This is a genomic window from Anaeromonas gelatinilytica, assembly GCF_016820635.1.
Classification (GTDB): domain Bacteria; phylum Bacillota; class Clostridia; order Tissierellales; family SIT17; genus Anaeromonas; species Anaeromonas gelatinilytica.
Window position 1 is genome coordinate 1 of record NZ_WSFU01000064.1, and the last position, 21,288, is coordinate 21,288.

General features: G+C 34.7%; 28 protein-coding genes. All 28 read right to left on the reverse strand.

Translation table 11 applies throughout. The annotated features are described in order from the left end of the window. Positions 1-141 precede the first annotated feature (141 nt). The 28 genes from GOQ29_RS04955 to GOQ29_RS05090 all read right to left on the reverse strand — a co-directional run bounded on the left by GOQ29_RS04955 (position 142) and on the right by GOQ29_RS05090 (position 21,012). Positions 142-813, reverse strand: coding sequence for a hypothetical protein (locus GOQ29_RS04955; RefSeq protein WP_203371538.1), 672 nt, complete (start codon positions 811-813; stop codon positions 142-144). A 1-nt stretch (position 814) separates the two neighbouring features. Next, positions 815-1,063 (reverse strand): hypothetical protein, encoded by a 249-nt coding sequence (locus tag GOQ29_RS04960; protein ID WP_203371539.1) that lies wholly within the window; start codon positions 1,061-1,063, stop codon positions 815-817. 6 nt (positions 1,064-1,069) lie between these two features. Then, positions 1,070-3,460, reverse strand: coding sequence for a hypothetical protein (locus GOQ29_RS04965; RefSeq protein ID WP_203371540.1), 2,391 nt, complete (start codon positions 3,458-3,460; stop codon positions 1,070-1,072). 8 nt (positions 3,461-3,468) lie between these two features. After that, positions 3,469-3,813 (reverse strand): DUF6711 family protein, encoded by a 345-nt coding sequence (locus GOQ29_RS04970; protein WP_203371541.1) that lies wholly within the window; start codon positions 3,811-3,813, stop codon positions 3,469-3,471. Between the two features lie 12 nt (positions 3,814-3,825). After that, on the reverse strand, positions 3,826-6,951 hold the full coding sequence (locus tag GOQ29_RS04975) for a phage tail protein (RefSeq protein WP_203371542.1): 3,126 nt from the start codon (positions 6,949-6,951) through the stop codon (positions 3,826-3,828). A 95-nt stretch (positions 6,952-7,046) separates the two neighbouring features. Further along, positions 7,047-7,391, reverse strand: coding sequence for an ImmA/IrrE family metallo-endopeptidase (locus tag GOQ29_RS04980; protein ID WP_203371543.1), 345 nt, complete (start codon positions 7,389-7,391; stop codon positions 7,047-7,049). Next, positions 7,388-8,197: a phage antirepressor gene (locus GOQ29_RS04985; protein ID WP_350445974.1), complete on the reverse strand. Its 810-nt coding sequence runs from the start codon at positions 8,195-8,197 to the stop codon at positions 7,388-7,390. The genes GOQ29_RS04980 and GOQ29_RS04985 overlap by 4 nt, the downstream gene beginning before the upstream one ends. A 423-nt stretch (positions 8,198-8,620) precedes the next feature. After that, positions 8,621-9,172, reverse strand: a complete 552-nt coding sequence (locus GOQ29_RS04990) for a hypothetical protein (protein WP_203371544.1) — start codon at positions 9,170-9,172, stop codon at positions 8,621-8,623. A 116-nt stretch (positions 9,173-9,288) separates the two neighbouring features. After that, the gene (locus tag GOQ29_RS04995; protein WP_203371565.1) at positions 9,289-9,627 is read right to left on the reverse strand and encodes a Gp15 family bacteriophage protein; all 339 of its coding nucleotides are present in this window, start codon (positions 9,625-9,627) and stop codon (positions 9,289-9,291) included. Continuing rightward, the gene (locus GOQ29_RS05000) at positions 9,627-9,968 is read right to left on the reverse strand and encodes a hypothetical protein (RefSeq protein WP_203371545.1); all 342 of its coding nucleotides are present in this window, start codon (positions 9,966-9,968) and stop codon (positions 9,627-9,629) included. The genes GOQ29_RS04995 and GOQ29_RS05000 overlap by 1 nt, the downstream gene beginning before the upstream one ends. 20 nt (positions 9,969-9,988) lie before the next feature. Next, entirely contained in the window at positions 9,989-10,447 is a 459-nt protein-coding gene (locus GOQ29_RS05005; RefSeq protein ID WP_203371546.1) for a phage tail tube protein, read from the reverse strand. Positions 10,448-10,454: 7 nt separating this feature from the next. Continuing rightward, complete coding sequence (locus tag GOQ29_RS05010) at positions 10,455-10,844, reverse strand: minor capsid protein (protein ID WP_203371547.1); 390 nt, start codon at positions 10,842-10,844, stop codon at positions 10,455-10,457. Beyond that, on the reverse strand, positions 10,841-11,215 hold the full coding sequence (locus GOQ29_RS05015) for a hypothetical protein (RefSeq protein WP_203371548.1): 375 nt from the start codon (positions 11,213-11,215) through the stop codon (positions 10,841-10,843). Before GOQ29_RS05015 ends, GOQ29_RS05010 begins: the two co-directional genes overlap by 4 nt. Next, positions 11,216-11,533 (reverse strand): hypothetical protein, encoded by a 318-nt coding sequence (locus GOQ29_RS05020; protein WP_203371549.1) that lies wholly within the window; start codon positions 11,531-11,533, stop codon positions 11,216-11,218. It abuts the gene before it with no gap. 2 nt (positions 11,534-11,535) lie between these two features. Then, positions 11,536-11,901 carry a head-tail connector protein gene (locus GOQ29_RS05025; RefSeq protein ID WP_203371550.1) on the reverse strand — a complete coding sequence of 122 codons (366 nt, stop codon included), beginning with the start codon at positions 11,899-11,901 and terminating at the stop codon, positions 11,536-11,538. 30 nt (positions 11,902-11,931) lie between these two features. After that, positions 11,932-12,153, reverse strand: coding sequence for a hypothetical protein (locus GOQ29_RS05030; RefSeq protein WP_203371551.1), 222 nt, complete (start codon positions 12,151-12,153; stop codon positions 11,932-11,934). A gap of 3 nt (positions 12,154-12,156) precedes the next feature. Next, entirely contained in the window at positions 12,157-13,053 is an 897-nt protein-coding gene (locus GOQ29_RS05035; RefSeq protein WP_203371552.1) for a capsid protein, read from the reverse strand. A 20-nt stretch (positions 13,054-13,073) separates the two neighbouring features. After that, positions 13,074-13,667, reverse strand: a complete 594-nt coding sequence (locus GOQ29_RS05040) for a phage scaffolding protein (protein ID WP_203371553.1) — start codon at positions 13,665-13,667, stop codon at positions 13,074-13,076. Positions 13,668-13,794: 127 nt separating this feature from the next. Continuing rightward, on the reverse strand, positions 13,795-14,070 hold the full coding sequence (locus GOQ29_RS05045) for a Gp49 family protein (protein ID WP_203371554.1): 276 nt from the start codon (positions 14,068-14,070) through the stop codon (positions 13,795-13,797). After that, complete coding sequence (locus GOQ29_RS05050) at positions 14,071-14,262, reverse strand: BC1881 family protein (RefSeq protein WP_203371555.1); 192 nt, start codon at positions 14,260-14,262, stop codon at positions 14,071-14,073. 146 nt (positions 14,263-14,408) lie between these two features. Continuing rightward, positions 14,409-14,612, reverse strand: a complete 204-nt coding sequence (locus GOQ29_RS05055) for a hypothetical protein (RefSeq protein WP_203371556.1) — start codon at positions 14,610-14,612, stop codon at positions 14,409-14,411. Continuing rightward, positions 14,605-16,143, reverse strand: a complete 1,539-nt coding sequence (locus GOQ29_RS05060; RefSeq protein ID WP_203371557.1) for a phage minor capsid protein — start codon at positions 16,141-16,143, stop codon at positions 14,605-14,607. The genes GOQ29_RS05055 and GOQ29_RS05060 overlap by 8 nt, the downstream gene beginning before the upstream one ends. Next, positions 16,130-17,650, reverse strand: a complete 1,521-nt coding sequence (locus GOQ29_RS05065; RefSeq protein ID WP_203371558.1) for a capsid protein — start codon at positions 17,648-17,650, stop codon at positions 16,130-16,132. Before GOQ29_RS05065 ends, GOQ29_RS05060 begins: the two co-directional genes overlap by 14 nt. Positions 17,651-17,653: 3 nt before the next feature. After that, positions 17,654-19,045 (reverse strand): terminase, encoded by a 1,392-nt coding sequence (locus tag GOQ29_RS05070; protein WP_203371559.1) that lies wholly within the window; start codon positions 19,043-19,045, stop codon positions 17,654-17,656. Positions 19,046-19,049: 4 nt separating this feature from the next. Then, the gene (locus GOQ29_RS05075; protein WP_203371560.1) at positions 19,050-19,562 is read right to left on the reverse strand and encodes a terminase small subunit; all 513 of its coding nucleotides are present in this window, start codon (positions 19,560-19,562) and stop codon (positions 19,050-19,052) included. 207 nt (positions 19,563-19,769) lie between these two features. Further along, positions 19,770-20,147: a hypothetical protein gene (locus GOQ29_RS05080; RefSeq protein ID WP_203371561.1), complete on the reverse strand. Its 378-nt coding sequence runs from the start codon at positions 20,145-20,147 to the stop codon at positions 19,770-19,772. Between the two features lie 81 nt (positions 20,148-20,228). Beyond that, entirely contained in the window at positions 20,229-20,672 is a 444-nt protein-coding gene (locus GOQ29_RS05085) for a hypothetical protein (RefSeq protein WP_203371562.1), read from the reverse strand. A gap of 130 nt (positions 20,673-20,802) precedes the next feature. Further along, a complete protein-coding gene (locus GOQ29_RS05090) occupies positions 20,803-21,012 on the reverse strand; it encodes a hypothetical protein (protein ID WP_203371563.1) in 210 nt (69 codons plus the stop codon). Positions 21,013-21,288 lie beyond the last annotated feature (276 nt).

The following is a 21,288-nucleotide window of genomic DNA, read 5'->3' on the forward strand; positions in this document are numbered from 1 at the left end:
AACAATGCTGTAAATGTTCCTGCTATAGTTGCAAATATTAATTTTATTGATACATTACTCATTTTTTATCTTCCTCCTTATTTTTGTATTAAAAAAGAAACCCCAAAGAGATCCCTTAACTAAATTTTTTGTATTGATGTTTTATTTCCAATATCCTATAGCAAAGAAGTTAAACTTTCTGGTAGTGTTCGAGGTTACAGGACTGTCTCTAAACCAAATTTCCCATCCATCACTAGATAAACCTAATCCTGAAAAATGATTATTTAGTATATCACTAACAATAGTCCAACCATCTCCACTAGATGGAGAACTTATTCCATGCCCTCCACCTAGCACTTGCGTAAAATTTGCAGGATACGGGAATCTTTGATTATCCGTTGTGTTAAAAGATACAATTTGAGTAGCAAAACATATTTGTACACCGTTAGCATATCTTATATAACTGCCATTTGTATTGCTTCCTTTTTCTATTTCATTTGTTGCGAGGAAACTTGCATAATCTGCCAAATGTGTCTTAAAATTCTCTATAATAGCATTATGATCATACGCTGTAAAAAACCTTGCTACCTCTGTCCCAGCTTGCCATGCTCGCGAAGTACCTTCTATGCCTCTTACAACTTCCTGCAGTACGCCATTGGACTTTACGCCGTATTTTATAGTCTCCAAATTTTCTCCAAACCCTATAGTGCAAATGTTCGGAGCGTCTGGTAGAGCTCTATCGTCGCCTATAGATATAGTTGTCTGTGCAGCAGAAATATCCGAGGCCAAATATGTAATCGGACTGCCAGCTATACCTCTATAAAGGTCTGCCATCTTAATCACCACTTCCTAACAATCGTTCTAATACTCTTATTTCTTCAACGATTTTATTCCACTCACTTCCAGTTACAAATGATTCTTGAGGTATCTGCTTCTTTAATTCTTCCTCTTCTTTTTTCATGTTTCTTCTGATCTCATCATTAGATAGAACTTTTAATTCATATTCCTTAGTCGTTCTATCATATTCGGTTTGCATCTCTAATTCTCTTCGTCTTGCATCGTCTAACATTTCTTGTAAAGTCATTTCTTCTTACCCCCTTAAATATCCTTCAATTGATATATTTAACTGCATGGCCCCCATATAGCGGGCATTTGTGACATTCACAGCGTCGGTTGTCTCTACTGCAAATATGTGCTGTTGTCCCGGTGTGATGTGATTTGTCACGTCTCCAATCTTATTTACAATTTTATCCCCGGAAGGTGTCCAACTTACCTCCCATACGTCATCGGTTATATCTTGATAGCTGGCTGATCGCATTGTAACGCCATAATTACTAGCTGCCGGAAAGTCTAGGTATCCATCAGACGGGTCACTTGATTTGTACAATCTTAGGTTTCGAGCGTGATAAAACCCATCCGGGAAAGTCTCCCCCGTACGCCATGCGGGCATGCTAAAGCAGTTCAATGTTGCTTTAGTAATATTAAGCTTTTCGGGAACACTAAATATGAGCAATGCCGACCTTTTATCTATCAACCCACCCATAGACACTACACCGACAAACTGCCAGCCATTTAACTCACCTGAAGACGTATAAGTAAACATGATTTTAAGCCCGTCAGATGTAATTATAGCCGTGTTATTGCTATCGCGGATAATTATTGCACCATTGTCTATAGCAAGTCCATTTTCATCTACGGTCACGCCTATGGTCTTTACTTTACCTACACCATCTGTTTTATTAATTTCCGCTACTATATTATCTGCGTTGACTTCAAATCTTCCGCTATCGTCATTTTTACGTACAAGCAAAGATATGCTATATTCTAATTGCTTAAATTCACTTGATATCCTATTTACTTGCTCTTCCAGTTCTTCAGGTGTTAATGTCCATCTACTAGCTACATTTCCACCTTGTACTTGTAGATTTCTGTAATATATCGTGTTGATGTTTGTTTGCAGCTGCTCGATTAGTTTCGTACCTATATACTTGTCCCTAGTTCTTTTTCTGCTGTAAGGATTTCGGACTATTATATTTCTTGTATTATTCTCCGTAAACTCTTTTGTAACGTGTATCCTTGTCCATCTGTTTGCCTTTGCTTCGTGCTCCTCTCCATCAATGATTACAACCCTATCAACTTCTACAAGGACATCCAATGATATTGTTGCTTCTCCTAGTTCTTCAAGAGGTTCAGCAAACTGACTGTTGGGAAAACTGGCTGATAAATCTATGTTCGTGTCACTAGTTACTTTGTAATAGGGATAATAACTATTTCTAAATAGTTGCACAGTTCCGGTTCCAACATTTAAATCAAAAGGAATATTTGTCTGAGATTGATACAGCCTGTTAGCAGCATCCGAAACCAAGTTTTCTACTCTTTCGATAACTTGTCTGATTTCACCATCAATTACTTTTATCTGCGTCTTGACATTATTCATGTCGATTGTAAGACTGCCCTTACCTGTCGAGTTTTTTTCTACATTAGACTTAGCAGGCGCCTTATAGTCTTCTCTAAGTCCACCGGTATACTTTAATTTTCTATCTAAGACATAAGTATCATACCCATCTATAGTAATTTTATCGCCTAAATCAAGACTAAAATCGCCCTGCCACTCAAAGTCACATGATGAGTAACTTACATTTTTTAAAACATTAAAAACAGGACCTATTACATTGTTCGGATCTTGTACAAACATGTTATCTACTATGGTATAGATGTTTTCACCTTCGCCTTGCTCTGCTGTTTCTTCTCCAACCTTTACGATTACTCGGTCTATTTTGCCTACGCTAACCTTATCTTTTTTTAACTCTATATAATGATCCTTTGTAATCTCTCTAATAACTGTATTGCCAAGTATGATTATTTCTAATTCACCAGCACGGTTTATCTTTGCATATCCGCCCGCCAGTTCAGCTACTTGGGCGAATATATGCCTACATGTTATATTCTCGAATACAGGTTCATTGGAGACTACATAATTAGCGTTAGTAAAGTTAGTTGTAGCCAGTGTTATTCCAGACTGCTCACATGCACTTTGTAATATTTCATTTATTGTAGTAGGAAACATTAGATTGTTTTCAAAGTCCTTTTCTGCCTTATACATCCTGTCTACACAATCTAGAGTTATTTTGTTATTCTTCTTTACTGCTTTTTCAACTGTGTATTTGCCTATGCTTGCATATTCTATTGATTCATTTTCAAGTGCTACACCTAATTCAATATTGCATTCTTTATCTTCAAAATTGTATTCCAAGATGTCTTCCGATATAGGTTCCCAATCATCAACTATCAACTCAATCTTAGACGTGTCCATAGGAGCTGTTCCTATTTCAAAATCTTCGCTAAAAACAAGGCTTGAATCTAAATCTATCTTCGATATGTTTTTATCTGTTATTGTCAGTCCTGGAAGTTCTATCTTACTTTTTAACTCTCTAGCAGGTTCTTTTATAGCTTGTTTAAACTCTTCTGATACGTTTTGCAATTTATCACCTACATTTCAATAATATTAAAAGCTAAACCCTTATAAAATATCCCTGAACTAGTCTCAATCAACACAGGTACATCCCTATCTCCAACGTAAAATGTTTTAGTTGTTCTTCCCAGTTGTGGGTCCTCATATTCTACAGGAAAGAAAATTCTACTCACTGCATTTAAAATCGTTTTAGCTTCCTGGTTAGTGAGTACTCCCCATTCAAGATTGATACTTCTTTTTATTGCTATTCTATCCCTAATTAAATCCCCTCTAGCATTTCTACCTGATTCCCCATCTAAATCATTAATAATAACTTTATAAGGCAAAGGAGCGGCAACAGCCACTCCATTCAATTTGAGCATGTAACCACTCCTTTATATGTTAATCATTTTCTGCCCGGATTGTCTTTGTAACTTTTCTATACTGTCAATAATTATCCTCCCTAGCTTCGTTTCGTTTAACTGTAATATGATTTCTATCGGTTTGTCACTGTTATTTACACCTAACAGATTTATAATCATGTCCAACCTCCTGATAATTTCCTCTAGTAGCCTTGTGTCTGTATTTTCATTTGCCCTACTTCTGAGTATATCCGCTATGTACTCCGCCATAGGGTGCATATGTCTGCCCTCAAGAGGAACAAAGGCTTCATTTCCTGCCTCCCCTGCGCCTATGCCTCCAAAAGTAGTAGGTTCTTCTAAGACCCCACCTTTAGCAAACCATTTAATGCTAAATTTCGGTACTTTTGGAGGTAGCAAACTAAATGACCCACTTACACTTAATCGGGGCAGCTTTAATTTAGGCAGTTTCCATTTAAAATTAAAAAATCCTTTGATTTTATCAATAGCAGCCCTCACTTTTTCCTTTGCAGAGCCCATTTTACTCTTAAATAGATTTACTATGTTACCTAATCTACCGCCTGTTATTTTGTTCATAAAATTAAATCCAGCAGACCATTGTCTTTTCACATCTCCCATTATAGCCGCAGCGGCACCTTTAAGTCCTCCGCCATTTCGGTCGAAATCCTTTTTCATATTACTAAGTCTATTTTTAGAATTTTTTACCGCATCACCCATAGAAGATGATATTTTATTTTTAACGTTATTCCAAGTCTCTGATGTTTTCTTTTTAATTGAATTCCATCTGTCCTTTATTTTATCCCTTAGTTCTGCTGCTTTAGCTTTAATTTTATCCCAATTTTTATACAGGAGCACGCCGATTGCGATTATTGCACCAATAGCAAGAATGGCAACCCCTGCAGGTGTTTTTAAAAATGCTATTGCGGCACCTAACCCGCCACCAATTGACGTAGCTAATCCTCCAGTAGACACGAATGAAACCAATGCACCTATTATACCGCCGATAATTGAAACTAGATCTACAACCTTCCAAGCTAACATAAAGCTCCCTACTACAATAGCCATGGTCTCTACTAACTTTTGATTTTCTGATATCCAGTCGGAAATGCCTTTCAAGGCGTCTCTTATACCTTCGAGTACGCTAACAATTACTCCGCCAGTCCACTCAGCCAAAGGTTTTAAGAATGTATCCCATAGCCAACTGGCTAAGGGTTTAAGTGCTTCTATAACTTCATTTACTACTCTTAATGCTTCAGATAACATATCTAAAAACATAGGGACTGCCGTTTGAATAGTCCACCCTGCAATCGGAAGCAGTACGTTATTCCAGAACCATTCTAAGCCGGAACCGATGTTCTTTGTCAAAGGGGCTAAAGCCTGCAAAAGTCCATCTATGGAGTTCAGCAACGGGGTAAAGTCGAGTTTTTTCGCCCATTCTGCGGTAGCTCTCGTAATTCTTTCAATCGTAGCTAAGATAATATTTAGCAAATCAAAGATATGCTGAATGATCTTTGTGCCGATGTTATTTGTATTCCAAGCTTCCGTAAAGGCGGTTGCCAAGTTCCCTACCAGATTAAATATATTCTGTACAATCTTCAAAATATTAATTAAGAAGATCGTCCCTGTTCCATTCGTCCACACTTCTAAGAAACTGTTACCGATAGCTTTTACCAACTCCCATATACTACTAAGAGCATATTTAATAGCATTAATTGTATTAACACCCTCTGCCGCCCAAGCTTCTTTGAAAGGCTGAAACACTTTTGACATGATTTCTTTAAACTTGTCAGCTAACCCTTTCATATCTGCATCTACAGAGGACATATCCATAGACGGAGTCGCTAAGCCACCACCGCCGCCGGCACCACCGGAATTTTTCCCGGAATCAGCGTCTTTAGGAAATTGTAGTATATTTAATTCATCAAAAGGGGCTAGAGCTTTCTTCGCTTCTTTTCCCGCTTTCTTGATAGCTTTACCTGCTCTCCCACTCGCTTTTCCCATATCCTTCATGGCGGCGATACTGGACTGTAGGTTTTTAGCCGCTCCAAATCCTCCTTTATAAGTACTACCGAAGAGTGCATTAACAAAACTAGCTATATAAGCCGTAACAGTTGCCAGGGCGCTCATAAGTGCATTTAATGCGGGAAGTACCGCATTGTAGATTGGCATAAATGCAACTAACAAGTTAGTTTTGATTTGCGCTAATGAATTGGCAAACTGAGCGTTTGTCATAAGCGCACTACCAAGAGCAGAGCCCAATGCCATTATTGATCGCTGTAGCAACATAAATAACAATCCATATTTTACAAAAGAGGCAAAGAAAATTCTCGCTCCGCTGTGTGCGCTTCTAAAGCTGTTACCAGTATCTTTGACAGACCGATTAAACAAAGAAAATCTTTTAATAACTCCGCCTACCCCAGATGCCTTTTTTACAATGTTACTTAATCGACTGCTTACCGAACCTACACCGGAAGCTGCCCTTTTAGTAGAACTACTCAATTCCTCAAATTTGGCATCTAAATCCGCCAATTTAAAACCAGCTTTATCCGATACGCCAGTGAGCTTAATTATATTAGCCTCGGTCTTTAATATCTGTTCGTGGAGTTTATTTTTTACGCTTGGATTAAAAGTGTATTCATAGGATCTTTTAAGTTCCGCTAGCTTGGATTTTTGTTGCCCTATCTTTGCATTTACATTATCTAAGCTAGCAGTAAGATTATCTATTTGTGACTTCAATTGTTCCATGCCCATATTTGATACTGGCGGTCCCCTTGGTTGAGCAATTGACGGTTTTACTTGCGCTGTGGTTTCGTCATTTGTTGACTTTGGAAAACGGATTTGTGACATTTTAGCATTTTTAAAAGCTGCATATGCAGAGTCTACACCTTTTTTCATGTTTTCTTTCATACGCTTAAATGCCGATTCAATCGATTTGTTAACTCTATTAGTACTATCGGATACATTTTTATTCATTCCGGAAAAAGCTTTTTTCGTAGAGTTTTCCAGAGTGGCTTTTAATTTGTTTCCGATTGCGCTGGATACATTGGATACTTGCTTCTGTATGTCTGATTGTACTTCGAGGTCAAGGGTTATTTTACCTACACTTTCGTCTGCCATCATCTCACTCCCTTTTTTAAACATAAAAAATACCTCCAAGTAGATAATGTAATTTTTATTAATTACACTGTCTACTTTGGAAGTATCGTATCAGTTAAAGCTCTTAGATTATTGTATTATTAATAACATTTGCTTGTAAGTTCACCAATTAAGTTTTTAGCAAAATTATTTGCTTCATCTTCTAAAGATTTTTTATAGTTATTATTTGAATTGTTTTTCCAGTACATAACATTGCTTACTTTATCTTTATGAAGTGTTGAATGCCCTAATTCATGTGCAAATACAAAATTTCTTTTCTCTAAGTCAGTTAATTTATCTAAATCCAACATGATAAATTCAAGTTCTTTGCGTTTTAGCCATAATCCATCAACACAATCTGGTAAATTAATATATTTAACTATTATATCTCTTTTTCTAGCAATTTTTAATAATATTCGAAAGATTGATTTCTGTTTAATCATCATGATATAACACCTGTCTTAGTAGTAACTTGCTTCTCTTTGAACTTATTTATAAAATATACCTGTCCTTTGCCTGTAACCTTAGATGTCTTGGATACGCTAATATGACCGTCACTATGAGTTATTGAAGTTTTTTTTACTTCAAATAATCCTAAATCCATAGCTTTTTGAGTTGGCATATTATAATCTGTTCCTTTTCTTTTTATTAAATAGCCATTATTTCTAAGCCATTCAAATAATCTATTTTGACCCGTATTTATTCCATTCTGCTTTAATATCTTAGCTAACTCTCCCACTAAAATACTTGTCTTAGATGTAGTAACGGCATCTGCAAATAGTATTTTTGGTTTATTAAGTTTATTTTGCTTTTCAGCTTCTATTCTTGCTTGTTGCTCTTTCTTCAAGTTAGTAGCCAATTGAATAATAAAGTCTGGATTTGTTAAAGTTTCTTCTATTACCTCTAGTGTCATATATGCCCCGTGCTTTCTGATAGATGGCAAAACTTCTTTAGTAACCCAACGCTTGAATTTTTTAGCAGTTGGTAGCTTTGAACTAAGGACTAGGGAATATAATCCACTTTCATTAATTACAGCTGTTTTCTGCATCCTGCCAATGGAGTCCTGAATTGGGACTTCATCTCTATCATCTTCATCTACATGATCTGAAATAGCTTTTGTTGGTCTTTCATATCCTAATATTTTTGCTACATCTTTACCTACTAGCCAACCTTCCCCATTTACTTCAACAATTCTTATACTTCCAAAATCATTATTACTAAATATTTTAATATCATTCATTTGATTATTCATAGTCAATATTCTCCTTTCAATTTTTAATTCATTGAACGAAATTACCAACTATGATATAATATTTCATAGAGGATAACCTCGCTTTAAGACACTCGTAATGTTCTTTGGTCGGAGCAACGAGTGTCTTTTCTATTTTTTGTCGACTTGATTTTCTTCAAGCAATTTTTTTATATATTCAATTAATATCCCTTGCATATCTTTTCCTTTGTTGATTGAATATATCTTAAATCGTCTATGAAGTTCATCATCAAGTCTCACTGTTAATGTCTTGATTTAAAACACCTCCTAAACTTATAATGAGTCTATCATTCTGGAATGATATTGTCAAGAGGTTTTTAAAAATATTTTCCAATAAAAAAATCAGCTCCGACCAAAGCTGATTTTGAACATAAAAAAAGCACCTACATTTGTAAGTGCTTTGATTTATATTTTCCATGTTTTCCCGCAATTCAGACATTTAACCTTGCCTTTTTTACTTGTAAATCCTCCAAGCTTAGCCCCCGCTTCTCCCGCAAGAATCCCGCCTGTAATCGCTCTTCCTATGCTCAGTTTTTTATTCACATACGTAATAGATGTACTCTTACATTTAGGACAGTATGGAACTTTATCTCTTTTTAATTGTTTTAACCTATCTTTTTGATATTGCTTTTTTTCTTGTCTCTTACTAATTTTATTTTTGTTTAGGTTTTGAGATTCTTCTGCTTGTATCATCTCTATATCTAGTTCGGTGATCAACTCATCTACTTGAGATTTTTGACCTGTAGCATACATAAATGCCTGTTTATTCAAAACAGCATTATCAATATTTTTGCCATTTGTACTAAAATATACTGTTCCATTTTTGTATAGAGATGCAGGAGATATATATGCGCATTTAATATCTTCTATTTTTAACGCCCTACCATTAATACTTAAATTTCCCCCATCAATAATGACAGTTTTCTTGCCGATTGTACCAAATTTATATTCTTTCATTTGACAACACCCCCATATAATTAACCCCATTATACACCTTGTGTGTAAATCTTTCAACCAACACTATAAGATAGAATGATGTTGAAAATGGGCTAAATTAAACAAAAGCTTATAAATTAAATATTTTTCTCACCGAAAGCCTTAGCCATCATCTCTTGAAACTCTCTAATGGCCGCTTCTGCATCTTTTTCTGATACCTTTTCTGTAAATCTACTTCTCCATTCACTTCTGATTCTCTTCTGCTCTGCAGTAAAAGTTTTTAAGATGTCCTTATCTTCTTCGCTTCGAACCTGAATGATCTGTCCCAATGGTGTCTCCGGCATAATGCCGGATAGCAGAGCGGAGAACTCTCTCCACTCCATATCCGGTTCATTTAACAGTCTAATACCGTATTGCTGTGCAAAAGTGGCTTCTATAAGCTCCCAATCGTCATATATGTCATACCACTTGTTTATTACTTTTTTCCTGTCTTTGCTACTTCTTTTGCTGTCTTTTCTACCTCTTCCAGTTCTTCGTCAGAAATGGCAGCCATAATTACATTCACGATTAAAACATAATTAGCAAAAGGCATATCGAGACTATCAATATACTTTGCCGCTTTGTTACCTAGTCCAATGGATATTATTTTATCCATTCTTTTCATATCATCAAGAGACTCATCCTCGGAAATTGCTTTAATATGTAGCACAGCCGATTTGGTCGTGTTGATGGTGTATTCGTGTTCTTCGTCAATTTTTACCTTAGATTTCTCATTTCCTGTTTTTATTCTATTTACGATGTCGTAAGCTCTTGCCATGTTATATCATCCTTTCTGTTTTATTCACCTGTTCCGCTTGTTGCAGGTACATATGATGGTTTACCATCGGATTGTAATTCGAACTCAAGTCCAGATACATTGGTAGAGTCTCCACCGAAAGGCGTAGTTACATTTACTATGCAATCAAACTCTAACTTATCTCCATCTGGAAATACTATTTCTGCCTTAGATGAACATTCAAGTCCACTTTTCCATGCCATTCCTGCTACATAATCATTACCAAGATCCCCTACATGTCTTTTACCATTAAGTGTAATGGTAAATCCCTTTCCTGTCATTAAACGTCGAATCCAGCCTTCCGTGTCCATTGGAGTCCACTCTTCCACATTACCATCAATTGATGGCGAGAAGCTCTCCATATCCTTTATGATAACCATATCGGTTTCGCTACCACTTCTACCTCCAGTGTTAATCTTAAAGACTAAATCAAATACTGGATATACTCCTAAGTTTGCCATTATTTCACTACCTTTCATGTATTATTTCTAAATCAATTACATACTCATAGATTCCTGAATCATCTATCCCTAAATAAATAGGGTTAGGGTCTCTTATATTGAATTGGATAACTCTTTGGCCTGCTATCTCTACATTAGTTAATCCATGTAGAGCATTATATACTTCTTGTGCCTTTAATTCACTGTCTTTAACATTCTTATTCCAATGTACTAGTATTCTTATGCCCTTACCTTTGTATGAGCTATTCTGAACTCCACCTATAGCCATAGGATTGATAAAAGAATTACCATTATAGATTACTATAGACTTCTCTTTATCATCTCTTAAACCCCCAGCTGACCAGTTAGGGCAATCAATTATTCCTTTTAACCAATCCTTAAAATCCGTTATAGTCATTTAATCACCCCACCGGCATTATCTTTGAGAAATTTACCATAGGTTTCTTCAAGCCATTTCTTTTTATCTCCATGAATAAAGCTATCCATCCATCGGCCTTGAGCATTAGGGTTCTTATCCTGTCTAAAGTTATACTCAGGATGATAGTAAAGTCTCCTGGCATATGGGGTGTTGTAACTCATAAAACCAACGCCATTCTCTCCACCAGTAACAACAGATTCTTCAAGAGTACCAATATCCTTTGGAACTACTTGCATATTATTAACTTCTGTTTTCATTGCTTCAAGGGTTAAGGGTAAAGCTTTAACCATAGCCTCTTCCAGTTTCTTTACAGCTTGTGGATTAAGTTTTACATCAACTTTTATTTTCATTTACATCAAATCCAATTCTGTAGAATATATTGAGCCATCAGGGTTTCTAGGTTTTCTACTTCTGTTAATGGTTCTCTTAGTTCCATCAACTTCAACATATCCTCTGATTAATTTGCCTGGATAAATATCACCTTTGAACACTGCTTTACCTGTTAGCTCTACAACCTGCTTTCGCTCGTTTAGTATAGTCCTAGATTTTTCGCTAAAGTTACACTTGCCATCAAAAATTAATTCTTCTGTTACCCCATCTTCACCAGGTATCTCAACGTAGACCTTAATAGGTGTGACTAATATCCAGTCTGGAAAAGGAAGTCTCATAGTTATAACCTCCTTGATGTAAGACCTGTTTGACTAAGACAATTTAGTGTTTTTTTATCAGCTACTATGCCACCAGGACCTTTATTTTCTTTATTAAAAGATAAGCTAATATCGCCAGCACTATAGCCAGTTATGGGCATATTTAAATATTGACCATATTGGCTAATAAAATCAGCCTGGTAACATACTGCTCTCTTAATTAATTCTTGTTGATATTCAGTAAGATTATTGAATCCTTTCTTTCTAATTCTGCCATAGGTTAGTTTATCAACTTCATCTGATGCTTCTTCAAGTAGTTTAGTAGCCTCATCTTCATCTAAGGTACCTTTATAGGTATCTTTATAATACTCGTAATCTACATAAGCCAAATAACTCACCTTCTAACTTAAAAGAGAGAGCTATTTGCCCTCTCCCTTAGCTTTTTCTAACTTCTTAACTTCTGCCTTTAATTTCTTGTTTTCATCTACCAATTTGGCAATCTCTTTTGTTTCTTCTGTCTCAACTTCTTCAAAATCTAGTTTACCATCTTTTAACTCTGCTATCTTATAGCCTCTATCAATAAACTTTTGTTTTTCAGCTGCTTCTATTTCATAAATTTTATTAGCTTTAACTGCATACATGAATTATCCCTCCGTTCCGCTTGCTTCTACATTTATTGCTATAGCATCCTTCTTAGCTTTAATTACAAACAAATCGGTATACATTCTGTTTTGGTACAAGTACCCGAAAGCACTGTCAGGAGTTTCTCCCTTACTCCAAAGATAAACATCCGCTACCTTTACAGGTGCCAGTATTGCTGTCGGATGGTATAACATCATATTGATTTGTTTAGCTCCAGTACCAGGCTTAAATCCATCTGCAAAATCATATAGAGTTTTCATCCTATCACTTGGTACTGTCACTATAGTCACTTCATCCAAGGACCTGACATTTCTATTAATTGCGTTCGCGCCCTTAGATATGTCCATTACTCTTTGAATCTTTTCTGCATTCTTAAGCGTAGTATAAACTTTTGGAGTAACCTTTAACATTCTTCCGGATTGGGGTACTGCTGCTTCGTCCATGTCTTCCATCATCTTATCAAATACAGATAAAATATTGGCTTCTGTTAGAACTTCTGTATTAACTGTACCACCATTAGTTATGAACTCAGCATAAAGTTTAGAATATCTAAAGACATCTAACTCCGGTATTGCCTGCTCCTGGTTGAAGGTTGCTGTAATATTGGCCGCTGATAACACCTGATTAGTCTCATCTACATCCATATCATCAACAAAGAATTCAATGTCTCTATCATGGGTAAGTGTAAATGCTTGGAATGTATTGCCTACAGTTCCTCTGTTTTTGCTTCCATCTCTTGCATGATCCTTATACCCACTTAATGTTACAGTAGGTACTTTTATAGTCTGTGCATCTATAAAGTTGTATCTCCTGTTGGCTGCTAAATCCACTGATGTCAATTCTCTTTGAAATTGCTGTTCAATCTGTCTTTCAAATCGTTCTGCATAATTAATTGCCATTTATATCCCTCTTTTCAAAATTATTTTGTTTCAGTGTTACCAAAAGCTGCAGCAATAGCATCATCCATTGAACTTTGATTGTTGCCATTACCATCATTGCCTACTTTTTGGAATCCTGGTTGTTTTTTCTGTTGCTGATTGTTAGTGTCATCTTCCTTGAATAGAAAAGCCTTACTTTCTTTTAAAGAATTAACTTGATCTTCTAATCCTACAACCTTACCTTCTTCACTTAAGATTAATTCATCCTTTTTGATTAGCTGTGATGCTATGTCTTCATCATGAACCTTACCATTTAAAGCTAATTTAATAGCATTAGTAAGTGTAATGTCCTTTAAGTCAGCCTCATACTTTTCCTTAGCTGTCTTATTTTCACCTTGAAGTCTTTCTATTTCGGTTTGTAGACCTGCAGCATCTACTTTTTTTAAATTTTCAAGTTGCTTATCCCTATCTTTGATATCACCTTCCAATTTTGTCTTAGCCTCAGCTACTGAATTGTATTGCTCCTTAGGCACTGCATGATTAGGAAATTCTTTATTAACTTCCTTAATCAATTCTTCTTGGTCCAATACTCCATCTTTTGTATGTTTCTTTATTAATTCTGTTAACCAATCCATCTTTTATTCCTCCAATAGTTTTTTATACAGGTTACTCCCTGTTAGGAGATACGTTCAGTTATACCCAGAACTTTTAAAGTGGGTAGTAAATAGTTTATTGTCTTATTCAGGACAATATAAAAAAGCCCTATATCTTGGCTTTAAATGATAATTTCTTTAAGTTTTTAGGATTCTTGATTTCCACCGGATCATATATCTCAAGTAGCTTATTAAGTATCTTTTCTTTACATAATTCTATGCCCTTGCCTATGTCAAATTCCTGAGGATCCATACATATGCAATGTTCAACTACTATATAACCATTGCTGAGCTTTACAGTCATAACAATAAGATTTCCATGATCTACATATATTGTCTTTTCTGCTTGATTGTATTCATTTAATACAAAGGCTTGCATATCCATTTAATCTATGACCTCTAAGATAAGTGCAGATCCTATTTCTTCTTTAATAATAGTAGTACTTGTATCCTCTGCAAGCCCTGGAGTTTTAACAGTTATATTATACTTCGAATCAAATTCAGCTTTATAGCTATTTATTCCTTCCTTTTTTTGCAATTCTTCTACTAAATCTTTAGTTGATACATCTTTTAACATTCTATTTCTCCCCTTTCTTATTAAGAAATGATAATACTATGAAAGTAATACATATAATTAAAGTTATTTGTACACTTGTAGCCATATTTATTCCTCCTTTTCTAAGCATAATAAAAGCACTTACTATTATTTCTTAGTAAGTGCTTTTATGATAATATCTCTATTTCTTCTATTTCACTTTGGTTAATTTCAAATAAAATTCCATTTTCTCTTACGGTGATATTATGCTTCTCTTCATCATCCTCTGGCCATAAATACTCAGTACAGTATCCCTCTGATACTATGCCATTTGTTAATTTTACCTTCACCTTTTTATATTCTGCTTTCTTCATTTCTTCAACACTAATCATTATTTCCCTCCTTTTTAGGTTTCCTTGGTACTATATGAGTTCCCTTTTTAGAGTAACTGATGGAGAAGTAATTTGTTAAAGCTTCTTCGCCTGTGTCGAGATCAACATTAACTCCAATGTTTTCTTTAGATGTGATAAATTCTTTTTTGGTCCATTCAATTTTAGTCTTAGAGAACTTTAATTCACCAGTCCCAGCATATTTATTTACAAGTTCTTGGGGGTCTACTCCATCTAAGAGATAGCTTTTACCTTCATAGTTGTTATGTCCTAATATATGCTTTCCTTGTCTTCCTTCGATTATATTTTTAACGCAATCATTTGAATTAATATATTCCCTAGTTTCTTTAATTTTATCATCTATTGCCTTTTGATTCAATAATTCTTCATGTGTTTTTAAATCTTTATTACTTATGCCAGGACCAGGCTTTTCTCTCCTATAAGCTCTCCTAAGTTGAGGATTTTCTTCTAAATGATTTCTCATCTCTTCCTGGAGATTTTTGAGATTATCCTTCTCAACTTTTAGGCTGTCTTTATCAATAGTTCCAGCAACCTTTCTTTTCTGTCTTCTAATAGCCCTTTCTAATACTCTTTGCTTCTGTTCCTTCTCATAATTCTCTAGCGCTTTTTCCTTATCAGGTACTTTAGGGAGTGCTGTTATTCCTGGGAAATAAGTGCTAAGATTATGACGACACTGAGGATGAAGAAATCCAGCTTCCATAGCCTCACTAAGTAGTGGATATGGTCCATCTTCTTTTTTACCACCACTATAAACATCATCTATTAAAATAAGACCTTGCCATGGTACACATAATTCACATGCCGTAGCGTGAGCTGATACAACTACAAGAGGATTACCCATCTCTTGCCTTTTCTTTCCCTCTGCCATCAAATACGCTCTATGATTAGCTGTCCTTAAAGCCATTTCTGCATAACTGGCAATATTAACCTTCTTGCCATCCGCATAGGTTATTGCATCAATACCTTTTTCTAAGAAGTCCTTAGTTGCTGAATCAATAGCTTGGTCTAATGTAACTATACCAGTGCTATAAGGTATTTGAGCTTTAAATATAGTTTGCCTGTAGATATCATCCATTCGTCTAAATACTGCTGAATTAGCTTTATTAAAATCCTTCTCGATTGTTTCCATTAAGCTATCAAATTTCTTATCATTAGTTCTAAAGAATGTTTCATCTTTAGGAGTTGGTGCATCATCTACATAGGTATTCTTAATCTCTTTTATGAATTCATTTACATTGTTTTGAGATTCTCTATACGTCTCTACTAAGGTCTCTTTGATTAGTTCTTCAACTTCTTTAAAATAGTGGCCTATGATTTGTATATTCTCTCTTCTGAATCTTTCCAAATCTCTTAACTTAGCAGCTTGCCAATGTTCAAACTTAAACCCTTGCTTTGCTTCTTCCTTTCGATGCCTTGATAGATTTCTCCTCATAGAATTTATAAGATCTAATTCCATTTGCATATAGATTTCTCTAATGCTGTAGACTTCATCTCTCTTCTTATTCTTCGCCATCTTCTATCACATCTTCACCATCTTCTGGATTTTCTTGCTTACCTTTCTTAAACCTATCAACCCATGTTGAAGGTTCATCTATTACTTTGTCACCTTCTCTAATTCTCTTTACTTCCAATGCCTTTTCCTTATCAGTCCAAGTGTCTCCATATAGCTCCTCAATTGCTTGTTCTAGACTCATAATTCCCATGTTCTTTGCCTGCCCTACTACTTCGGCCACTGAACCAAAATCAGGAGATGCATATTCTCCAAAGGTTATTGATGCTTCGTAATCTCCTGGGAATTTTAATTCCATATTGTCATGTACTTTTAGAGTTGTATTTATTAGTAATGGGATTACTTCTGTTAGTACGTCTATTATTTTTCCTCTAGTGTACAGAGTAGTCTTTTCCTTTTCCCTTTGCGCCTCTGCATTATCTGTCTTTTTGAGGTCTATTCCTAAGGTACTGGGTGATATTACCCCTTGCAAACACATATCTAATGTACTAGCATAAGATTCCACAAAGGCTGTATAGTTTATATCTGCTTGTATCTGATCTATTTGATCCTTAGCGTCTTCTTTCATGGATGAACCTATCTTAATAAACTGATTATCAAAAGGATTAGGCCTCATTGCTGCACCTGTATCTGGATTCTTAGGTACTAGATCCTCCGGAATGTAATTCTTAACCCTCCCAGCCCTTATTGCATCTATCCATTGACTTATAACCTCATCTAATGCGTCAAAGTTATCCGATTTTCTCTCAAATAGTGAATTTCCTCTATTCTTAAACTTGGCAGATTTGAAGAACTTCATGGGCACAGCCATTAAAAAATCACCAGCAAATATAACTTTGCTCAGGTGACTAATTTCAGGTATTTTAGAGAGAGGAACTTCTTTATTGTTTTTATCATATAACTTGTAATCTATGGATCCCTTACCATATATCTCGTCAAGTCTATAGGTCTCTTTATTATGGGTGTAATAGGCATAGAACTTTATTTCCTGGAGTCTACCTCTTTTGTAAGTATAGTCTACATCTGAACCACTGTAAAACTCAATAATTGGGTATTTTGATATTTCTTCATCTACACTAAGTTTAAAAGCTCCATCACCTTCAATAAGTGTATCTTTAATGGCATCAGCTAATAACTCATCACTAAACTTATTATCTAAGGCTATCTCATCCCATAGGTCCTGCTCTAATAACTCAATATTATCTAAATCAGCTATAACAATATCAGCCAATTTATCTACTATCTCCCCCGGAATACCACTATGGAATTTCCTAATACTTGAATCAGTACTAGGCACCGCTGCCCAAAATCTAGACTTTCCTACATCATCTGTGGCAATTTGTTTAAAGAATTGGTCCAATTCGGAAGGGTCACCACGGTACCATATTCTGTTCCTTAGTACATTCATATTATGGGATAGTGGTTCCCTAATTGATATTGTATTATCTGTAGCTGGCACTATATTTAAAGCTTTCATCACCATATTTTTTATCACCTCTTTCAATCCCATAATTTAACCTCCTACTCCTATCTTAGTTTTGAATGGAATAAATCCATATTGCGATGCATTAATCGTATGGTCGTTCCTGTCTTCTGGTTCGTATTTATCCTCTTTCCATGAATAACTTTCTAGCTCTCCTATATGATTAACGCAATGGTCTAATACAATATAGTCAGCTTCTACCTTAATCTCATTGACATTAAGCCAACCTAGCTGTAGATGTATTCTATCTATTCTTTCGACTTTCTTGTAAGCGTTGAGAAAATTATACACAGAACTATGTTGCCTCTTATATTTCTTTAATTCTGTTATAGTAGCTTGGTCCGCATTGTCTATGAATACATCTCTTGCAAATCCCAATTTATTTCTATTTCTCTCAAGGAATGCTATAAGCCTTGGAGGTATATCGCTTGGAGCTAAAGGAATTTCCAAATTAGCATTGTTATAGACCTCCTCATCTAGGATAATCAATTGTCCTTTATCTGTTATACCTTGATAGATGAAAGATATTGTATCAGGACTTTCTTGGGAATAGGCTGTATCCACTCCACATGAAAAGTGTACAAACTTTAAAGGGTCTTTCTTATCGGACATTCTCTTCTTAAGCCAATCAATAGACCTAACATTGTTCTTCCTTGAGAAATTAGGGAATATTAAGCCAGTAGCTCTACCTCTAAGACCTTGTATTTTATTTTTATATAGCTTAGTTCCTTTAGGGACATTTAAAATAATCTGCTGTTTCTTTTCCTCTGTAAGCCCCGCATTATGGATAAAAGAAAAGAACCAATGTACCCATCCAGGCTTTGGCTCTTCATTTAACATATTATTTATTTCTTGTGGTGCATCATTTTTATATTCAGGTAATGGTCTAGAATGATTTATATATTCTTTATACACTGGAAGATTAGGATCATCAGGGTTAAGAGTTGCTAATAAATAATCACAACGCATTGAAGCTTCTCTTACATACTCCATATCAGCTATATTAATCTCATCTATATACAGACATCCATATTGGCCACCTAAGGCTTTTTTCCATCTAGTCTTATTATCGTAACCTAGTACGTATATAATCTTATCCCCCTGGGCTGTATGATACAGCACATGAGGTAAGGAGTGTTCTCCTTTGCCATTAGCATTATACTCAACCAATGGGCCAAATACATCAACTATCCCTAAGTCTTTATTTATGATGTTTTTCTCTATAGTTCCTAAATCCAATCCAGATAATATGTGAATCTTCTTTGGAGATTCAGAAACCTTAAGCATGAATTTTAGTATTCCGACTGTTGTTTTACCAGCATATGTGGTTCCCTCAAGGAATTCTACAGGAGCATCATGTTTTAGAAACGCTTTGTATTTATCAGATAAAAGGAATTGCTCATCATCTTTTTGTAGTTCCATGTTTTTATTCCTTTAGTTGCTTTAGTATGGAGTTCAATTTATCTAATCCAGTGTCTACTTGCCCACTTACTTCAACTTTATCTTTAAACATCCCTAGATGCTTACCTAGTAGCTCTAATGCTCTATTCTTATCGTACAATCTTACTTCTCTTTCTACTATATCACCATCATCAGTTGGAATAGTTTTTACTTTTACTGACTGTACTGCCGCCAAATCATCTTCTGCTGCATCTCCTTTTACTGTAGCTTCATTAAAATTTATGAGGTTACCTGGATTAATTAGACCTATTCTTGCTAATTCCATTACTACCCTTTCAGCATTTATTCCAGTTCTTCTTGACCTTTCTGCTATTGCTTTGTCTACACGCGTGCGAATGTGAGGTTTCTTCAAGTTTTCGTATCCTATCTCTTTAGCTGATGCAGAACTGTACCCTGCTCTAATTGCTGCTTGAGTAGCATTAAGGTCAATCAAATACTCTTCTATAAATCTTTTCTGTTTTGCTGTTAATCTTGCCATAATCCTCACCTCCTAAATTTAAAAGACACCCTCTCGGATGCCTTCATTCCCTCCTCTCTTTGCACTAATTCAACAAAAAGGGGGAAAATCCTGCAAAAATATTTCATCATCTTTCGACAAATCTTTTATATCCAGGCTTTCACCCTACTCATTATCTATGAATATACATCCTTATGCTTTCGTATCAACCTATAAAAAGAGCCTTGATTAGTAGGCCCTTTCACCTAATGTAATATCTTTTTGTAGTATGTAATTCCTACACTTCTTAACTAGCTCTGATAAATTTAATATAGCTCCACATCCAGCAATCAAAGTCATAAGTAATTGATAAAGACTGATACTTTCTGGAAGCATCAACGATATAGTCCTTGATTTAAAATCAAAAAATAAAGTAAAGAACAATAAAACTCCATTTAATGATAACATAAATATCCTTAACATTATATCAATCATTTTTTTATAAATTTCATGGGATTCTGAAGAATTCCTTATTATAAATCCACAAGTAAAGACAAACATAATATAAATTCCTATCAATTTAAATAAACCTATATAAACAGTCTTTGGTATTTTAATAAAATCCATAATAATTACCTCCCTTTCTAAATATTTATATTCTACATAGAAAGGGAAATTCCTCCATTAATTGAAATGGATATATTAAAATTATAATCTTTTTGTAGCTTTAGCTCTATTATCAGGTTCTTTTTTTTCACTACTTATTTCAGCAGTAATTAAATACTCATCATATCTATCCATAACATTACATGTACCAACATTAATTAATCTACCTATTTTATATTGTTTATATGTAATCTTCATTTCACTATTAGGATATGGAATATACATTCTTTCACCATCTACTGCAGCTGTATAAAACTTTTCAATCGAATTCCCATTAAAGCATAAATCTACTATCATTCTTGTAGCAGTTGGATGATGAATAAAGTTTTTTACCCACTCTTCATCAAATTCTTCATTGTCAGTTTTATCCTGTTTCATTGTTATCCTAATATCTTTCTTAAAAACATATGAACCAACTTCATCATCATAAATCCAATGCTTAGGTTCTGAGTTAACTATATTTTTTATAAAATCCTTATACATCATAATTTTTCATCCCCTTTCTACAATAATACTTCTATATAGAAAGGCAATATCCTTCAAATTATTTTTATTGCCATCTTCCTTGTTTTGGTGGCGGTGAAATACTACACCTAATAGCATTAAAATTTATAGTCTATTTCTTTATTGCTTCTTTTACTTCTTCTATACTCGAAGCACATTCATTACAACAATAACTGAAATATAAACGTGGATTAATTTTTGTAAAATCTTCTATTAAATATCCTTTTTCTCTTTTAAATTCTCTTTTGCAAAATCTACATTCTTTCCAAAAGAACGGTTTAATAATTTTTACTTTAGGATAACTCTGTTTGTTTCTTTTCACATTAATCACTCCTCTAAATTATTAATCTTCAATACACCTTGGCCAAAGACAATACGAAGTTGTATCATTAATACGTTTTAACCATATACAGTTTTTACATTTACTTTTATTAAATTTTTTATTAGTAAATTTCATTTCTATCACCTTTTTGGCATAATAAAAAGAACACTCCTAGCTGCGAGTGTCCTTTCAATATTATTAATATTATGATGGAAGCCTTATAATCGGTCTTCCTCTTAATACCATAATATTATATGTATTGCCGACATGTCACCG

Excerpts from the sequence above, each read along its gene's own strand:
- GOQ29_RS05065 (WP_203371558.1), bottom strand. The coding sequence starts at position 17,650 with ATGGGATTGAAAGAGGTGATAAAAAATATGGTGATGAAAGCTTTAAAT.
- GOQ29_RS04990 (WP_203371544.1), bottom strand. The coding sequence starts at position 9,172 with ATGAAAGAATATAAATTTGGTACAATCGGCAAGAAAACTGTCATTATT.
- GOQ29_RS04960 (WP_203371539.1), bottom strand. The coding sequence starts at position 1,063 with ATGACTTTACAAGAAATGTTAGACGATGCAAGACGAAGAGAATTAGAG.
- GOQ29_RS05055 (WP_203371556.1), bottom strand. The coding sequence starts at position 14,612 with ATGATTAGTGTTGAAGAAATGAAGAAAGCAGAATATAAAAAGGTGAAG.
- GOQ29_RS05085 (WP_203371562.1), bottom strand. The coding sequence starts at position 20,672 with ATGATGTATAAGGATTTTATAAAAAATATAGTTAACTCAGAACCTAAG.
- GOQ29_RS05075 (WP_203371560.1), bottom strand. The coding sequence starts at position 19,562 with ATGGCAAGATTAACAGCAAAACAGAAAAGATTTATAGAAGAGTATTTG.
- GOQ29_RS04955 (WP_203371538.1), bottom strand. The coding sequence starts at position 813 with ATGGCAGACCTTTATAGAGGTATAGCTGGCAGTCCGATTACATATTTG.
- GOQ29_RS04975 (WP_203371542.1), bottom strand. The coding sequence starts at position 6,951 with ATGTTTAAAAAAGGGAGTGAGATGATGGCAGACGAAAGTGTAGGTAAA.
- GOQ29_RS05070 (WP_203371559.1), bottom strand. The coding sequence starts at position 19,045 with ATGGAACTACAAAAAGATGATGAGCAATTCCTTTTATCTGATAAATAC.
- GOQ29_RS05005 (WP_203371546.1), bottom strand. The coding sequence starts at position 10,447 with ATGGCAAACTTAGGAGTATATCCAGTATTTGATTTAGTCTTTAAGATT.
- GOQ29_RS05035 (WP_203371552.1), bottom strand. The coding sequence starts at position 13,053 with ATGGCAATTAATTATGCAGAACGATTTGAAAGACAGATTGAACAGCAA.
- GOQ29_RS05045 (WP_203371554.1), bottom strand. The coding sequence starts at position 14,070 with ATGGATATGCAAGCCTTTGTATTAAATGAATACAATCAAGCAGAAAAG.
- GOQ29_RS05060 (WP_203371557.1), bottom strand. The coding sequence starts at position 16,143 with ATGGCGAAGAATAAGAAGAGAGATGAAGTCTACAGCATTAGAGAAATC.
- GOQ29_RS05000 (WP_203371545.1), bottom strand. The coding sequence starts at position 9,968 with ATGGCAAGAGCTTACGACATCGTAAATAGAATAAAAACAGGAAATGAG.
- GOQ29_RS05030 (WP_203371551.1), bottom strand. The coding sequence starts at position 12,153 with ATGTATGCAGTTAAAGCTAATAAAATTTATGAAATAGAAGCAGCTGAA.
- GOQ29_RS05040 (WP_203371553.1), bottom strand. The coding sequence starts at position 13,667 with ATGGATTGGTTAACAGAATTAATAAAGAAACATACAAAAGATGGAGTA.
- GOQ29_RS05080 (WP_203371561.1), bottom strand. The coding sequence starts at position 20,147 with ATGGATTTTATTAAAATACCAAAGACTGTTTATATAGGTTTATTTAAA.
- GOQ29_RS05010 (WP_203371547.1), bottom strand. The coding sequence starts at position 10,844 with ATGACTATAACGGATTTTAAGGATTGGTTAAAAGGAATAATTGATTGC.
- GOQ29_RS05050 (WP_203371555.1), bottom strand. The coding sequence starts at position 14,262 with ATGTTAAAAGATGTATCAACTAAAGATTTAGTAGAAGAATTGCAAAAA.
- GOQ29_RS04985 (WP_350445974.1), bottom strand. The coding sequence starts at position 8,197 with ATGAATAATCAAATGAATGATATTAAAATATTTAGTAATAATGATTTT.
- GOQ29_RS04970 (WP_203371541.1), bottom strand. The coding sequence starts at position 3,813 with ATGCTCAAATTGAATGGAGTGGCTGTTGCCGCTCCTTTGCCTTATAAA.
- GOQ29_RS05020 (WP_203371549.1), bottom strand. The coding sequence starts at position 11,533 with ATGAGACTTCCTTTTCCAGACTGGATATTAGTCACACCTATTAAGGTC.
- GOQ29_RS05015 (WP_203371548.1), bottom strand. The coding sequence starts at position 11,215 with ATGAAAATAAAAGTTGATGTAAAACTTAATCCACAAGCTGTAAAGAAA.
- GOQ29_RS04980 (WP_203371543.1), bottom strand. The coding sequence starts at position 7,391 with ATGATGATTAAACAGAAATCAATCTTTCGAATATTATTAAAAATTGCT.